Source organism: Streptomyces sp. SID5910, assembly GCF_009862125.1.
Lineage (GTDB): Bacteria > Actinomycetota > Actinomycetes > Streptomycetales > Streptomycetaceae > Streptomyces.
In genome coordinates this window covers 1-15,276 of the sequence record NZ_WWHX01000635.1, presented here as the reverse complement: position 1 = coordinate 15,276, position 15,276 = coordinate 1, and the positions used below count along the sequence as shown (strand labels likewise).

The window sequence follows — 15,276 nt, the reverse complement described above, 5'->3', positions numbered from 1 at the left end:
AGGGGCGCGGGGAACTGCGCGACCAGCCACCGACAACCGTCGGCCGCCGACCGGCAGCAACCCCACGCCCCTTGGGCGAACCGTCAGCTCCGGAGCACTGCTCCCACACGCTCGCCCGCGAGGGCAACCGCCGCGTCGCGGGCGGCCGACGCCTCGTCGACCGTCAGCGTCCGGTCCCCCGCGCGGAAGCGCAGCGCGTACGCCAGGGACCTGCGCCCCTCACCCAGCTGCTCCGCGTTGTCGTAGACGTCGAACAGCCGGATGGACTCCAGCAGTTCACCCGCGCCCTCGCGCAGCGCGGCCTCGACCTCACCGGCCGGGACGAACGCGTCGACGACCAGCGCGACATCCTGCGTGGCGACCGGGAACGTGGAGATGCTCGGCGCCTGCGGGGTGTCGTCGCCGACCCGCTCCAGGGTGTCGAGGTCCAGCTCCATCGCGCAGGCACGCGCGGGCAGCCCCAGGGTCTTCACCACCCGCGGGTGCAGCTCGCCGGCGTGCCCGATGACCCGCTCCTCGCCGTCCACGGTGACGAACAGCTCGGCGCAGCGCCCTGGGTGCCAGGGACCGTACTGGCCCTTGCGGATGCCCAGTTCGGCCCCCGCTTCCCGGGCCACGAGGCGCGCCGCCTCGACCGCGTCGGCCCAGTCGGCCGGACGGCCCTTGCCCCACCAGCCGGCCTGCTCGCGGGCGCCCGCGAGGACGACGGCGACGTGCCGGGGCTGGTCGGGCAGCGCGGCGTCCAGCGCCGCGATGTCGTCCGCACTCGGGCGGCGGTCGACCGGCAGGTTCGCGGCGACGCGCTGCTCGTCGCGCGGGTGGAAGACCAGCCCGGTCTCGAACAGCGCGAGGTCGTGCGAGCCCCGGCCGTCGTTGCGGCGCAGCGCGGCGAGCAGGCCCGGCAGCAGCGTGGTCCGCAGCGCGGGCTCCTCGTCGCTGAGCGGGTTGACCAGCTTGACGACGCGGCGGGCCGGGTCGTCGGCGTCCAGACCGAGCTGGTCGAAGACCTGCTCGCTGACGAACGGGTAGTTCAGCGCCTCGACGTAACCGGCACCGGCCAGGGCACGCCCGGCCCGGCGGTGCAGCCGCTGCCGGGCGGTCAGGCCGCGGCCCGCCGGGGGGCGGGGCAGCGTGGAGGGCAGGTTCTCGTAGCCCTCCAGGCGGATGACCTCTTCGGCCAGGTCGTTCGGGTCGGTGAGGTCGGGCCGCCAGGACGGGGCGGTGACGATCAGCTCGTCCTGCCCGTACGCGTCGCAGCCGACCTCCTGGAGGCGCCGTACGACGGTCTCGCGGCCGTACGTCACACCGGCCACCTTGTCCGGGTGGTCGGCCGGCATCGCGATCGTGCGCGGCGCGGACGGCGCGCTGATCTCGGTGACGCCGGCCTCGGCGGTGCCGCCCGCGAGGAGCACGAGCAGGTCGACGGTGCGCTGGGCGGCGGCTGCCGCGGCCTGCGGGTCGACGCCGCGCTCGAAGCGGCGGGACGCCTCGGAGGACAGCTTGTGCCGGCGGGCGGTGCGTGCGATGGCGACCTGGTCGAAGTGGGCGGCCTCGATGACCACGTCACTCGTCGCGTTGTCGGTGTCGCCGTGGTCGGCGATCTCCGTGTCGGCGCCGCCCATGACGCCGGCGAGGCCGATGGGGCCGCGGTCGTCGGTGATGACGAGGTCCTCGGCGTGCAGCTTCCGCTCGACGCCGTCGAGGGTGACGATCTTCTCGCCCTCCTCGGCCCGGCGCACGCCGATGGTGCCCTGGACCAGGGAGCGGTCGTAGGCGTGCAGGGGCTGGCCCAGCTCCATCATCACGTAGTTGGTGACGTCGACGGCGAGCGAGATCGGGCGCATGCCGACCTTCTGGAGCCGGCGCTGGAGCCAGATCGGGGAGCGGGCCTCGGGGCTGAGGCCGGTGACCGTGCGGGCGGTGAAGCGGTCGCAGCCCGTGGGGTCGGCGATCTTCACGGGGTAGCCGTAGGCGTTGGGGCCGGGCACGTCGAGCAGGGCCGGGTCGCGCAGCGGCAGGCCGTAGGCGATCGCGGTCTCGCGGGCGACGCCGCGGATGGACAGGCAGTCGCCGCGGTTGGCGGTGACGGCGATGTCCAGGACCTCGTCGACCAGTTCGAGCAGCTCGATGGCGTCCTTGCCGACCTCGGTCTCCGGCGGCAGCACGATGATGCCGTGGGTGCCGTCGTCGCCCATGCCCAGCTCGTCGCCGGAGCAGATCATGCCGTGGGACGTCTTGCCGTACGTCTTGCGCGCGGCGATCGAGAAGCCGCCCGGCAGGGTGGCGCCGGGGAGGACCACGACGACCTTGTCGCCGACGGCGAAGTTGCGGGCGCCGCAGACGATCTCCTGCGGCTCACCGGTGCCGTTGGCCTGACCGACGTTCACCGTGCAGAAGCGGATGGGCTTCTTGAAGCCCTCCAGTTCCTCGATGGTCAGCACCTGGCCGACGACGAGGGGGCCCTTGAGGTCGGCGCCCAGGTGCTCGACGGTCTCGACCTCCAGACCGGCCGAAATCAGCTTGGCCTGCACGTCGCGGCCGGTCTCGGTGGCCGGCAGGTCGACGTACTCCCGCAGCCAGGAAAGCGGGACCCGCATCAGATCTCCATCCCGAACGGCCGGGTGAACCGGACGTCACCCTCGACCATGTCTCGCATGTCCTCGACGTTGTGGCGGAACATCAGCATCCGCTCGATGCCGAACCCGAAGGCGAAGCCGCTGTACTTCTCCGGGTCGACGCCGCAGGCGGTGAGCACCCGCGGGTTGACCATGCCGCAGCCGCCCAGCTCGATCCAGCCCTCGCTGGAGCAGGTGCGGCAGGGCCGGTCGGGGTTGCCGACGGACGCGCCCTTGCAGACGTAGCAGAGCATGTCCATCTCGGCGGACGGCTCGGTGAAGGGGAAGAAGTTCGGCCGCAGCCGGGTCTTCATCTCCGCGCCGAACAGCGACTGGACCATGTGGTCCAGGGTGCCCTTGAGGTCCGCCATGGTCAGGCCCTCGTCGATGGCGAGCAGCTCGACCTGGTGGAAGACGGGGGTGTGCGTGGCGTCCAGCTCGTCGGTGCGGTACACGCGGCCGGGGCAGATCACGTAGACCGGCAGCTCGCGGGTGAGCGCGGAGCGGATCTGCACGGGCGAGGTGTGGGTGCGCAGCACGACGCCGGACTCGGAGCCGCCCTCAGGGCCCGCCACGAAGAACGTGTCGGCCTCGCCGCGGGCCGGGTGGTCCGGGCCGATGTTGAGGGCGTCGAAGTTGAACCACTCGGCCTCGGCCTCGGGGCCCTCGGCGACCTCGTAGCCCATGGCCACGAAGACGTCCTCGATGCGCTCGGAGAGCGTGGTGAGGGGGTGGCGGGCGCCTGCCGGTACGCGGTCGTGGGGCAGCGTGACGTCCACGGCCTCCTCGACCAGCACGCGGGCGTCGCGCTCGGCCTCCAGCTCGGTCTGGCGGGCGGCCAGCGCCTTGTTCACCGCGCCGCGGGCCATGCCGACGCGCTTGCCCGCGTCCGCCTTGGCGTGCGGGGGCAGGGCGCCGATCTCGCGGTTGGCCAGCGACAGCGGGGAGGTGCCGCCGGTGTGGGCGACCTTGGCCTCCTGGAGCGCGTCGAGGGAGTCCGCGGCGGCGAAGGCGGCGAGCGCCTCGTCCCGCATGCGCTCGATCTCTTCCGGTTTCAACGCCTCGACCTCGACAGGGTCGTACGACTTATTCGGTGCCGACATCTCTTCCCGTGCTTCCGATTGGCTGGCTGGAACGCCCCGTCTACGGTCCGGAGACGGGGCGGGGACGCTTCGTCTGCGGATCTGGACGCAAAGGTGCCAAAGACCGAGTCTAACGGGGCGGTGGAACGCTGATTACGCCCGTGGGGGCGCCGGCCTTCTCAGGTGAGGTACGCCGGGGCCGCCACGGGCAACGTAAATCGGAACTCGGCGCCGCCGCCGGGGGCGCGGCCGACCGTGATGGTGCCGCCGTGGGCCTCGACGATGCCCTTGACGATGTAGAGCCCGAGGCCGGTGCCACCGCGCTTGCTGCCCCGCCAGAAGCGGGTGAAGACGCGGTTCATGGACTCCTCCGGGATGCCGGGCCCCTCGTCGCTCACCGTGACCGACGTGCCGGTGTCCTCCTCCTCGCGGGGGGACGCCGTGGGCGTGATGTCGATGGTGACGGTTCCCTCGCCGTGCCGCACGGCATTTTCGAGGAGGTTGCTGAGCACCTGGTCGATCTTGTCGGGGTCGGCCCACAGGGCGGGCAGGGGCCGGCCGAGGCGGAGCAGGAAGCGGTCGGCGGGCTGTCCGGAGGCGACGTAGGCCTGGATGTGGCGGCCGACGGCGGCGCCGATGTCGACGGGCTGGCGGCGCACCTCAAGGCGGCCGGAGTCGATGCGGGAGATGTCGAGCAGTTCGGCGATGAGCCGGGTGACGCGGTCGGCGTCGGCGTCGACGGTCTCCAGCATCAGCCGCTTCTGGTCGTCCGTGAACCGTTCCCACTTGGCCAGGAGCGTCGCCGTGAAGCCCTTGACGGAGGTGAGCGGCGAGCGCAGTTCGTGGGCGACGGTGGCGATCAGCTCGGCGTGGCTGCGCTCGGTGCGGCGGCGGGCCTCGGTGTCGCGCAGGGTGACGACGACGCGGTGGACGGGGCCGGTGCGCTCGGTGCGGACGTAGCGGGCGGAGACGAGGACCTCTCGGCCGCCGGGGAGCAGCAGGTTGCGCTCGGGCTGGCCGACGCGGATGGCGAGTCCGCCGTACGGGTCGGTCAGCTGCCACCAGCGCCGGCCGTCGAGGTCCTCCAGGGGCAGTGCCTGGTCGAGAGGCTGTCCGAGGGCGTGTTCGGCGGGGACGGCGGTGATGCGGGTGGCGGCCGCGTTGAAGCAGATCACCTTCCCGTGCTCGTCGGCGACGACGAGGCCGTCGGGCAGCTCGTCGGGGTCGAGGCCGAGGTCGGCGAGGTCTCCGGGCCGGCGCGGCGCGGGAGGGCGCCCCGTCCGGTGTGGTCCCGGTGCCCTGCTCGTGCCGACGCTCATCCCCGTGCCCCGCCTTCCCGCTGGTCTGGGGTCCCCGAGCTGGTCACCCTACTAGGCGTCGGTGACGGAGCGGCACCCTCCGGCGGCGCGCTGTGCACGCGCCGACGCGTAGAGACATACGGCCGCGGCGGTGGCGAGGTTCAGACTCTCGGCCCTGCCGTGGATGGGGACGCGGACGACGGCGTCGGCGAGCCCCCGGGTCTCCTCGGGCAGGCCCCAGGCCTCGTTGCCGAAGACCCAGGCGGTGGGCCCGCCCATGGTGCCGGCGTCCAGCTCGGCGTCGAGGTCGTCCTCGCCCGCGCCGTCGGCGGCCAGGACCCGCACGCCGGCGTCGCGCAGCTCGGCCACGGCCCGCTCCACGGGGACGCCGACGGCGACCGGCAGGTGGAACAGGGAGCCGACGGAGGCGCGTACGGCCTTGGGGTTGTAGAGGTCGACGGAGGCGTCGGTGAGGACGACGGCCTCGGCGCCGGCGGCGTCGGCGCAGCGCAGCACGGTGCCGGCGTTGCCGGGGTCGCGGACGTGCGCGAGGACGGCGACGAGCTTGGGGCGGGCGGCGAGGATGTCGTCGAAGGGGGTGTCGACGAACCGGCAGACCCCGACCAGGCCCTGGGGGGTGACGGTGGTGGAGATGTCCTCGATCACCGCGTCGGCGGCGAGGTGGACCCGCGCGCCGGTGTCCCGGGCGGCCCCGATGATGTCGGCGTACCGCTCGGCGGCCTCGACGGTGGCGAACACCTCGGTCAGCGTGTCCCCGTACTCCGCGGCCTCCCTGACGGCCTGCGGCCCCTCGGCCAGAAACAGCCGCTCCTTACTCCGGAAGTTCCGCTTCCCAAGCCGCCGCGCGGCGGCGACACGGGGGGAACGAGGGGAGATCAGATCAGGAGCGGCAACCATGCGACGTACCTTCGGGAAGTGCCCTAGGGGCGCGGGGAACTGCGCGACCAGCCACAACGGGCCGCACGCGCGATACGACAGAAGAGGGCAGACGCAAGCGGACCCGCAGGCTCAAAACCTGCGGGTCCAGTCACGTCGGCTCAGAGCCAGCGCAGCGTCACGCCGCCTTCGGCGCGTTGACGTCGCTCGGCAGCGCCTTCTGGGCCACCTCGACGAGCGCCGCGAAGGCACCCGCGTCGTTGACGGCCAGCTCGGCGAGGATCTTGCGGTCCACCTCGACGTTGGCGGCCTTCAGACCCTGGATGAAGCGGTTGTACGTGATGCCGTTGGCGCGGGCAGCGGCGTTGATGCGCTGGATCCACAGCTGGCGGAAGTCACCCTTGCGCTTCTTGCGGTCGTTGTAGTTGTAGACCAGCGAGTGGGTGACCTGCTCCTTGGCCTTGCGGTACAGGCGCGAACGCTGACCGCGGTAGCCGGAGGCCTGCTCGAGGATCGCCCGGCGCTTCTTGTGGGCGTTGACTGCCCGCTTGACGCGTGCCACTAGTTAACTCCTTGTAGCGGGGCCGCGGTGGAACTCACGCGGCCCGGTATCGATTGGGTCCCGGTCCTGAATGACGTACGGCGCTCCGTGCGGGCGCCGCGGACGTCACTTGCCGAGAAGCTTCTTGATCTTCGCGGCGTCGCCCGGGGCCATCTCGGCGTTGCCGGTGAGGCGACGCGTCACGCGGGACGACTTGTGCTCGAGCAGGTGGCGCTTGCCGGCGCGCTCACGGAGCACCTTGCCGGAGCCGGTGATCTTGAAGCGCTTGCTGGCACCGCTGTGCGACTTGTTCTTCGGCATAGCGCCGTTATCTCCTCGTCGGTGGCGCTCCGATGCCCGGTCGTGAGAACCGGGCACGGTGGAGCGTCGCTCTTGTATCGGTTACGTCCTGGGGACTCGCGTCCCCCGGGGTCACGCGTCGGCGGAAGCCTCGGCCGGGGCCTCGGTCTCCACGGCGTCGTCGTTCACGGCGTCGGCGTCCGCGGCGTTCTGCGACTTGCCGGGATTGGCCTTCGCGTCCGCCTTGCGGGCTTCCTGCGCCTGGCGAGCCTCGGCCATCGCCTCGGTCTTCTTCTTGTGCGGACCGAGGACCATGATCATGTTTCGGCCGTCCTGCTTCGGATTCGACTCCACGAAGCCGAGGTCCTGGACGTCCTCCGCGAGACGCTGAAGCAGTCGGTAGCCGAGCTCCGGCCGGGACTGCTCGCGACCACGGAACATGATCGTGATCTTGACCTTGTCGCCCTGCTTGAGGAACCGGACGACGTGACCCTTCTTGGTGTCATAGTCGTGCGGGTCGATCTTCGGCCGGAGCTTCATCTCCTTGATGACCGTGTGCGCCTGGTTCTTGCGCGCCTCACGGGCCTTCATGGCCGACTCGTACTTGAACTTCCCGTAGTCCATGAGCTTGCACACGGGCGGCCGGGCGTTCGCCGCGACCTCGACGAGGTCGAGGTCGTACTCCTGCGCAAGCTCCAGGGCCTTGGCAAGCGGGACAATCCCGACCTGCTCGCCGCTGGGACCGACAAGTCGCACCTCGGGAACGCGAATCCGGTCGTTGATGCGGGGCTCGGCGCTGATGGATCCTCCTCGGTAGCACCACACGGCGGTCTGGCGGACAGCCGCGTTACGTCTGTGTTCGATAGACCTAACCGCGCCGGCGCATGAAAAATGCCCCGGACGACGATCACGAGCGGGGCTCCTCGAACTGCTACCGGAGCACCGCCGCGATGGCCGCGGGGCGCGAACTCGGGCTGGCCGCCGCCACGGGGACGGGACCGCCTGACCGGTGACCCGCCGTCCCGGGGGACGGTCAGGTGGGAGTTCGAAAGCCTCCACTTGTGGGCCGGGCCCGCTGCCCATGGGGCGTGCGTGTCCGACCGGTCGTTACACAAGGTTAGCAGCTCGGCAGGGGAAGGGCTAACCGAGACCGAGTGGGGCCCCGGCCGCTGCTGCGCCTATCGTGAGCTGCATGAGTGAGACCCCTCCTGAGACGCCCGACTTCGACGCCATGGCCCGCGACATCGCGGAGGTTCCCGCGGTCGAGGTGATCGTGACGGTCGCCGTCAATCTGATGAGCGCCGCCGCCGTGAAGCTCGGACTGACCGAGGAGGGCGACGCCCACAAGGACCTGGACGAGGCGCGCAAGCTGGTGCACGCGCTGGCCGGTCTGCTGGACGCGAGCACCACCGAGATCAGCTCGTTCCACGCGGCGCCGCTGCGCGACGGGCTGAAGTCGCTCCAGCTGGCGTTCCGCGAGGCGTCGCTGGTGCCGGACGAGCCGGGTCAGGGGCCGGGCGAGAAGTACACCGGCGCCGTCTACGGCTGAGTCACCCGCGTACGTACAAGGGCTCGCCCGGAGGCGTGGCCCCGGCCGGCAGGAGTGCCAGGTCGAGGCCGCGCACCAGGCGGGCCCTCAGTGTTTCGTCGGCCGCCAGCCGCCCGGCGACGGCGCGGGCGGCCTCGGCGGGGGCCGCGGCGGGGTCCAGCACGAGGACCAGGGTGCCGTCGGCCTGCCCGGGCCCGAGGTGGGCGCGGAGCACGGCGGACTCGGCGGCGACGGCCGCGCGCACGGCCTCCACGACCGCCGGGTCGGCGAGCGGATCGGTGGTCGTGCGTCCCTCGGCCAGCGCCAGCAGGGCCGCCCCGGTCAGCTCGAACGGCACCGGTCCGGCCATGTCCAGCACGACCGTGTCCGCCTTCTCGTGGGCGGCGGCCTGGAGGGCCTGGTGCAGGGGTACGGCGACGGGGCGGGCCTCGGGGTCCCAGCGGGCGAGCGAGGCGGTGGAGGTGAAGGCGGGCAGGGCGGTGCGGTCTCCGGCCTTGAGGGTCGGCACGGCCATGTCGCTGGTCTTCTCGCGGCGCAGCCCCTTCTCGTCCTCCTCGACCTCGCCGAGGACGGCCACGACGGGCACGAGCAGCCGGGCGCCCTTGAGCGCCTCCAGCACCGGTGCCAGGGCGGTGCGGTCCTCGGCCCAGGCGGCGAGCGCCGCGCTCAGCCGGGGGTCGGCGGAGCCGTCGTCGTCGGAGAAGCCGGAGTCGGGAATGTTCTTGTTCGCCACGGTCCCCGAGCCTAGCGGGGGCCGGCGGACCGTCCTCATCGGCCTCTCAGGCATCTCTGACCCGCGTTTCACCTCCGTCCCACGGTGTGCACAGCGGGCGCCCCGAGCATCGCGGGCATGGAGTCCCCCAGCGCCCGGCGGTGCGCCCTGCTGTCCGCGACCCTCGCCGCGGTCGTCGTCGTGGGCGCCGGCGCCGCCGGGGCGGTGTACGTGACGGCGGGGGCACACCCGGGCGGGGGCGCCGTATCGTCGGCGGCCTCGGCGGACGCGGGCGGGGAGGCACCGGTGGAGAGCGCGACGGAGGCGGCCGTGGACCGGGACGCGCTGCTCGCGGCGGCGATGGAGGCGGTGCCGGTGGCGGACGGCGCCGAGGTGTCGGTGGCGGTGCTCGACTTGGAGTCCGGGGAGGGTGCCATGTACGGCACGGGGGTCTTCGAGACCGCGAGCATCGTCAAGGTCGACATCCTGGCGGCGCTGCTGCTGCGGGCGCAGGACGCGGGGCGGGCGCTGACCGGCGAGGAGAAGGCGTACGCCGTCGACATGATCGAGAACAGCGACAACGACTCGGCGTCGGCGCTGTGGCGGGCGATCGGGGCGGCGGAGGGGCTGGACGCGGCGAACGAACGCCTCGGTCTCACCGCGACCGAGGGCGGCGACGGACCGCTGTGGGGGCTGACGCGGACGACGGCCGCGGACCAGATCGCGCTGCTGCGGCAGGTGTTCGAGGCGGAGGGCTCCGCGCTGGACGAGGCCTCCCGGACGTATCTCCGTGACCTGATGGGGCGGATAGCCGCGGACCAGCGGTGGGGTGTGTCGGCGGCGGCCGACGGGACGGACGGCGCGTGGGCGCTGAAGAACGGCTGGCTGCGGCGCAGCACCACCGGGCTGTGGGTGATCAACAGCATCGGACGGATCACGTCCGGCGGCCACGACCGCCTGGTGGCGGTGCTCTCACGGGGCACCGCGACGCAGGCGGAGGGGGTCTCACTCACCGAGGCGGCGGCACGGGCGGCGGTGTCGGTGTTCACCGGCTCGGACGACGCGGACGCCGGGCGGGCGGCGAGCGGGTAGGGCTCGGGCGGCGACGGGCAGGCGGCGAGCGAGGGCGGCTCGGGCGACGGACAGGCGGCGAGCGGGGACGGCTCAGGCGAGGGACAAGCAGCGAGCCGGGGCGACGCGGACGCCGGGCGGGCAGGGGCGGCTCGGACGCCGGGCGGGCAGGGGCGGCTCGGGTGACGGGCGGGCAGCGGGCGAGGGCGACACACACACCGGGCGGGCGGCAGGCAGGGGCCGCGCGGACGCGGGCAGCCGGCGGGTGAGGGCGACACAGACGCCGGGCGGGCGGCCGGCGAGCAGGAACGACGCGGACACCGCGCGGGCGGCGGGCAGGGGCGGCTCGGACGCCGGGGAGGGGCCGCGCGGACGCCGGGCAGGCGGTGGGTGAGGGTCAGGCGTCGTCGTAGCGTTCGCGGCGGCCGCGCCACAGGACCACCGAGGCGACGATCAGGACGCCGCCCGCGCTGCCGGCCAGCGGGGCTGCCCAGGCCGAGGTGGCGTCGTCGGAGGCTGGGGCGTCCGGCCCGGAGCCGAAGTACTTCTCGCCGTACGCCGCCGGGTTCAGTCCCCGCGGCTTCAGCCGGCCCGCGGCCTCGATGGCGGCGGCGGGGTCGACGAAGCCGTAGCCCCGGGAGTCGTCGCGCCCGTCGGCGGGGGCGTTGCGGGCCGTGTCCTCCAGGAGCTTCTTGACCTGGGCCGGGGTGAGGTCCGGGTGCGCGGCCCTGACCAGGGCGGCGGCGCCGGACACGAACGCGGAGGCGGCGCTGGTGCCCCAGCCCTCGTAGTAGCGGTGGTCCGGGTCGGCGATGATCACGTCGACGCCGGGGGCACTGACCGTGGCGTACCAGCGGCGGGTGGAGAAGGAGGCGCGGGTGCCGAAGCGGTCGACGGCGGTCGCGGCGATGACGCCCGGATAGGCCGCCGGGTAGGAGATGTGGTCGCCCTTCTCGCCGCCGTTGCCGGCGGAGGCGACGACGACCACGCCCTTCTTCAGGGCGTACTGGACGGCCTCGTCCTCGGCGGGTTCGGGGTGGGCGGAGGCGGAGTCGTCGCCGAGGGAGAGGTTGATGACGTCGGCGCCGTGGTCGGCGGCCCAGCGGATGCCGTCGGCGAGCGCGTTGCCGCGGGTCTTGCGTGCCTTGGTGCGGGACGGGTCGCCGTCCTCGAGGATCACGCGGACGGGGAGGATCCTGGCCTCGGGCGCGACGCCCATGACGCCCTCGGTGTCGCCGGGGCCGTGGCCGTGACCGGCGATGATCCCGGCCATGGCGGTGCCGTGCCGGGCCCAGGCGCGGTCGCCCTCGCCCGCGCCGAAGCCGACGAGGTCCTTGCCGGTGAGGACGTTGCCGGCCAGGTCGGGGTGGTCGGCCTCGACGCCGGTGTCCAGGACGGCGACGGTGACGCCCGCGCCCTTGGTGGTGCGCCACGCCTCGTCGGTGTGCATGGCGTCGAGGGCCCACTGCTTGGCGCGGATGCCGTCGGCGTGCGCGGCGGGCGCCGGGACGAGGACGAGCGCGGCGGCGAGGAGGAGGCTCAGGGCGCCGCCGGTACGGCGGGTGGCGGTGTTCACGAGGGCTGCTCCGTGGCGGGGCCGACGTTCTTGCGCAGGGCGCGTTCGACGCGGTCGGCGAGGCCCTGCGCCTCGTGACCGAGGCCGGCCTGGGCGGGGGCGGAGGCGGCGCCGGACTCCATGGCCTCCTCCGCGGGCTCGGGCCGGCCGACGGTGCGGCCGTCGGCCCAGCCGGAGACGGCGTAGACGACGACGGGGGCGTCGGTGAGCACGGAGACGGTCCAGGAGGCGCGCGCGTCCGCGCGGAAGCCGGCGGCGACGGTGCCCTCGGCGGCGTACGGCAGCGGCACGAGGTCGGCGCGCCGGGTCAGGCCCTCCTTCTCGAACCGGTTCGCCAGCGAGGTCATGGCGGCGGCGTCGGCCTTGGTGAAGAGCAGGCCGACGGTGGTGACGTGGCTCTGGGTGGCGTCGGTGTAGGTGGCGCGCAGCAGGCGGGCGCAGCCGGCCGGGGCGAGGGCCTTGCCCAGCAGCGGGTCGAAGGCGCCCGCGCAGCCGCTGTCCGGGGCGACGGCGACGCGGGTCCAGGTGCGGTCGGCTCCGCCGGGGCCGGCGCCCTGCCCTTGCACGGTGGGCGGGAAGAGCTGGTCGACCGGGACGCTGTGCCACAGGTCGCCGGCCGCGGTGAAGGCGCTGCGGGCGTCGGCGTCGCCGGAGTCTCCGGCGAGCCAGCTGCCGGTGACGGCGCCGGTGACGAGTCCGGCGCCGAGGACGAGGCAGACGGCCGCGGCGACGGCCTGGGGCCGCAGGCGTGCGCCGAGCGGGCGGGGCCGGGCGTGCTCGTCGTACCCCTCGGGCTCGGCGAACGACACGCGGGGCCGCGGCGCGGAGGCGGCGCCCCACGACAGGGCGGGGTCGGGAGCGTGCGGCTCGGCCTGCGCGGGGATCGGCCGCAGGCGGGTGGTGGTCTCGGACGGGGTCTCGGCGGGCGCACGCCCCACCGGCACGTCACGCCCCCGCACCGCCCCGGCACGACCGACGACCGGCGGGGCGTCCGGAAAACGCGCGGTGGCACGCGGCGGCGGAGGCGCGGAGGCGGCGCCTGCGGCAGGTGGCGTGTCCGGGCGGCGCGGTGTTTCCCCCTGGGGCGAGGACCCGGGGGGAGGTACAGCGCTCTCCGGCGGCAAAGGCGTGCTCGGGCGGCGAGGCGCATCCGCCGCAGGCGGCTTCTCCGGACGGATCGGGATCTCCCCACGGGGCGAGGATCCGGGGCGCGATGCGGCGGCCTCCGGCGGCAGCGGCACGCTCGGACGGCGCGGCGCGCCCACGACAGGCGGCGTCTCCGGGCGGCGCGGGGTCTCCGCAGGCGGCGGGGTCGAGGGGCGTGGGGGGAAGGTGGGGGGGCGTGCTTCCGTGTTCATGCACCCCCCGTTTTCCAGGGCCCGGGCCGGTGGTCCGGCGCGGGCCGGCGTCCCCTGCCCGGGCCCGGAGCGAACTGGCCGTCCCGGGCACGCATACCCGCACGGGCGGACCGCCATCCCGGCGCGGGCCCCGGGGCCCTGCCGCCCGGGCCGTTCCGCCGTGCGTGCGCGTCACTCTACGGCGTGCCCCCGCCCGGAGGGGAACCAGTCCGCGGGCTCGTGGCATTGGCCCGGAACGTCCCCCTACCCTGCGGTAATCCCGTCTGGCAGGCTTCGCTCATGACTGCGCGCGCCGCCGACCGGGCCCGTTACGACCGGGCCACCGCCCATCTGGACGCCCCCGTGGCCATCGTGGACCTGGAGGCCTTCGACGCCAACGCGGACGATCTGGTCCGCCGGGCCGGCGGCAAGCCGATCCGCGTCGCCAGCAAGTCCGTACGCTGCCGTGCCCTGCTCGAACGCGCCCTGGCCCGGGACGGTTTCGCCGGGATCATGTCCTTCACGCTGGCCGAGTCCCTGTGGCTGGCGCGCTCCGGGTTCGAGGACGTGCTGCTCGCCTACCCGTCCGCGGACCGCGCCGGGTACGCGGAGCTGGCCGCCGACCCCAAGCTCGCCGCCGCCGTGACCGTGATGGTCGACGACCCGGCGCAGCTGCGGTTCATCGACGAGGCCCGGGACGGCGGCCGCGAAGTGGTGCGGGTCTGCCTGGAGTTGGACACCTCGCTGCGCCTGTTCGGCGGGCGGGTGCGGGTCGGGGCGCGGCGTTCCCCGCTGCACTCCCCCGCCGAGGTCGCCGACCTGGCGCGGGCGGTGGCCCGGCGGCCGGGGTTCCGGGTCGTCGGCGTCATGGCGTACGAGGGCCATGTCGCGGGAGTCGGGGACGCGGTGGCCGGACGGCCGCTGCGGTCGCGGGCGGTGCGGCTGATGCAGGCCGCCGCCCGCCGCGAACTGGCCGAGCGGCGCGCCGCGGTGGTGCGGGCGGTGCGGGCCGTGGTGCCGGACCTGGAGTTCGTCAACGGCGGCGGCACGGGCAGCGTGCAGCACACCGCCGCGGAGGACGCGGTCACCGAGATCGCCGCCGGGTCCGGGCTGTACGTGCCGCGGCTGTTCGACAACTACACGTCGTTCAGCGGGCGTCCGGCCGCTCTCTTCGCGCAGCCCGTCGTCCGCAGGCCCGGCGTCGGGGTGGTGACCGTGCTCGGCGGCGGCTATCCGGCCTCCGGCGCGGCCGGCGCCGACCGGCTCCCGGTGCCGTACCTCCCGGAGGGGCTGCGCTACGACCCGCAGGAGGGCGCCGGCGAGGTGCAGACGCCGCTGCTGGGCTCCCCCGCGGACGACCTGCTCATCGGCGACAAGGTGTGGTTCCGGCACGCCAAGGCCGGTGAGCTGTGCGAGCGTTTCGACACCCTGCACCTGGTGGAGGGGGACGCGGTGACGGCGACGGCGCCGACGTACCGGGGCGAGGGGCTCACCTTCCTGTAGGCCGGGCCCGGGTCAGGCGGAGGGGCCGATGCTGCTGCCCACGCCGCCGCCCGTGCCGGCGTCTCCGACGGGCCGGATGCCCTTGGTGATCCGGTCCATGTCGGCCAGCGGCGGTCCGTCCTCGCCGGCGTCGAAGACGTAGCGGACGAGGACCGGGGACTCGGTGCCGACGGTGGACGGGAACACCAGCGACTGCACGTAGCCGCCGGGGCCCTTGCCCGTCGTCACCCGCCAGCGCACGTAGTACCCGGCGCGTCCGGCGACCGCGACCGGCCCGGAGCCGACGACCTCGTGGGACTTGACGCCCCCGTACGGCTTGCTGCCGAGCACGTCGTGGTCGTAGGCGGCGTCGGCCGCGTCCTCGATGTCCTGTTCGGCGAGGGCCTTCGGGGAGCTCTCGGCGTTCGCGGTGACGGTGCGGGAGATGACGAGGCCGTGCCGGCACACGCCGCCGTCGCCCGGGCAGTCGTAGGTGCCGTCCGTGCTCATCATGACGTCGCCGTCGGAGATGTGCTCGGGGCGCACCCAGCCGTCCGGCAGCGGGAAGGTGATGCCGTTGAGCTGGTCCTCGACGACGGCGGGGTCGTCGGCGGAGGGCTCGGAGGGCGTCGGCGAGGGGGTCGGCGACCCGGTCTCCGGCGCGGGGGTCGTGGGAGTCGTCGCGGTCGGCAGGGTCTGGGCCCGCGAACCCGGGTCGTCGTCCTCGCCGAGGAGGACGACGCCGGTGGCGATCGCCGCGACGAGGACCGCCGCGGCGGCGGCGAGGGCGGCGCCCTTCGCACGCCGGCTGCCGCC

14 protein-coding genes are annotated in these 15,276 nt (G+C 74.1%); 3 read left to right on the top strand and 11 right to left on the bottom strand.

From position 1 onward, the window contains the following. Positions 1–83 precede the first annotated feature (83 nt). The 7 genes from pheT to infC form a co-directional block, all read right to left on the bottom strand. On the bottom strand, positions 84–2,597 hold the full coding sequence (pheT, locus tag GTW67_RS22380; RefSeq protein WP_161166591.1) for a phenylalanine--tRNA ligase subunit beta: 2,514 nt from the start codon (positions 2,595–2,597) through the stop codon (positions 84–86). Further along, positions 2,597–3,718: a phenylalanine--tRNA ligase subunit alpha gene (gene pheS, locus GTW67_RS22375; protein WP_161166590.1), complete on the bottom strand. Its 1,122-nt coding sequence runs from the start codon at positions 3,716–3,718 to the stop codon at positions 2,597–2,599. The genes pheT and pheS overlap by 1 nt, the downstream gene beginning before the upstream one ends. 158 nt (positions 3,719–3,876) lie before the next feature. Continuing rightward, positions 3,877–5,016 carry a sensor histidine kinase gene (locus GTW67_RS22370; RefSeq protein ID WP_161166589.1) on the bottom strand — a complete coding sequence of 380 codons (1,140 nt, stop codon included), beginning with the start codon at positions 5,014–5,016 and terminating at the stop codon, positions 3,877–3,879. A gap of 51 nt (positions 5,017–5,067) precedes the next feature. Continuing rightward, on the bottom strand, positions 5,068–5,913 hold the full coding sequence (locus GTW67_RS22365) for a TrmH family RNA methyltransferase (protein WP_161166588.1): 846 nt from the start codon (positions 5,911–5,913) through the stop codon (positions 5,068–5,070). 157 nt (positions 5,914–6,070) lie between these two features. Further along, the gene (gene rplT, locus GTW67_RS22360) at positions 6,071–6,454 is read right to left on the bottom strand and encodes a 50S ribosomal protein L20 (protein WP_004002577.1); all 384 of its coding nucleotides are present in this window, start codon (positions 6,452–6,454) and stop codon (positions 6,071–6,073) included. 105 nt (positions 6,455–6,559) lie between these two features. Continuing rightward, complete coding sequence (gene rpmI, locus GTW67_RS22355; protein WP_003977225.1) at positions 6,560–6,754, bottom strand: 50S ribosomal protein L35; 195 nt, start codon at positions 6,752–6,754, stop codon at positions 6,560–6,562. Between the two features lie 111 nt (positions 6,755–6,865). After that, entirely contained in the window at positions 6,866–7,558 is a 693-nt protein-coding gene (gene infC / locus GTW67_RS22350) for a translation initiation factor IF-3 (RefSeq protein ID WP_161166587.1), read from the bottom strand. 367 nt (positions 7,559–7,925) lie between these two features. Here infC and GTW67_RS22345 point away from each other — a divergent pair, with 367 nt between their 5' ends. Next, on the top strand, positions 7,926–8,282 hold the full coding sequence (locus GTW67_RS22345) for a DUF1844 domain-containing protein (RefSeq protein ID WP_077800719.1): 357 nt from the start codon (positions 7,926–7,928) through the stop codon (positions 8,280–8,282). 1 nt (position 8,283) lies between these two features. On the opposite strand, the gene GTW67_RS22340 is transcribed toward GTW67_RS22345, so the two are convergent. After that, positions 8,284–9,015 carry an SseB family protein gene (locus GTW67_RS22340; RefSeq protein ID WP_161166586.1) on the bottom strand — a complete coding sequence of 244 codons (732 nt, stop codon included), beginning with the start codon at positions 9,013–9,015 and terminating at the stop codon, positions 8,284–8,286. Positions 9,016–9,132: 117 nt separating this feature from the next. Here GTW67_RS22340 and GTW67_RS22335 point away from each other — a divergent pair, with 117 nt between their 5' ends. Further along, entirely contained in the window at positions 9,133–10,086 is a 954-nt protein-coding gene (locus GTW67_RS22335; RefSeq protein ID WP_161166585.1) for a serine hydrolase, read from the top strand. 376 nt (positions 10,087–10,462) lie between these two features. On the opposite strand, the gene mycP is transcribed toward GTW67_RS22335, so the two are convergent. Next, positions 10,463–11,641 carry a type VII secretion-associated serine protease mycosin gene (gene mycP, locus GTW67_RS22330; RefSeq protein WP_161166584.1) on the bottom strand — a complete coding sequence of 393 codons (1,179 nt, stop codon included), beginning with the start codon at positions 11,639–11,641 and terminating at the stop codon, positions 10,463–10,465. Beyond that, entirely contained in the window at positions 11,638–12,450 is an 813-nt protein-coding gene (locus tag GTW67_RS22325; protein WP_161166592.1) for a hypothetical protein, read from the bottom strand. Before GTW67_RS22325 ends, mycP begins: the two co-directional genes overlap by 4 nt. Positions 12,451–13,278: 828 nt before the next feature. Between GTW67_RS22325 and GTW67_RS22320 the strand changes: the two genes are divergently transcribed. Then, entirely contained in the window at positions 13,279–14,481 is a 1,203-nt protein-coding gene (locus GTW67_RS22320) for an amino acid deaminase/aldolase (protein WP_161166583.1), read from the top strand. Between the two features lie 12 nt (positions 14,482–14,493). Here GTW67_RS22320 and GTW67_RS22315 read toward each other — a convergent pair. After that, positions 14,494–15,276: hypothetical protein (locus tag GTW67_RS22315; RefSeq protein WP_161166582.1), on the bottom strand; the 783-nt coding region annotated here is incomplete at its 5' end.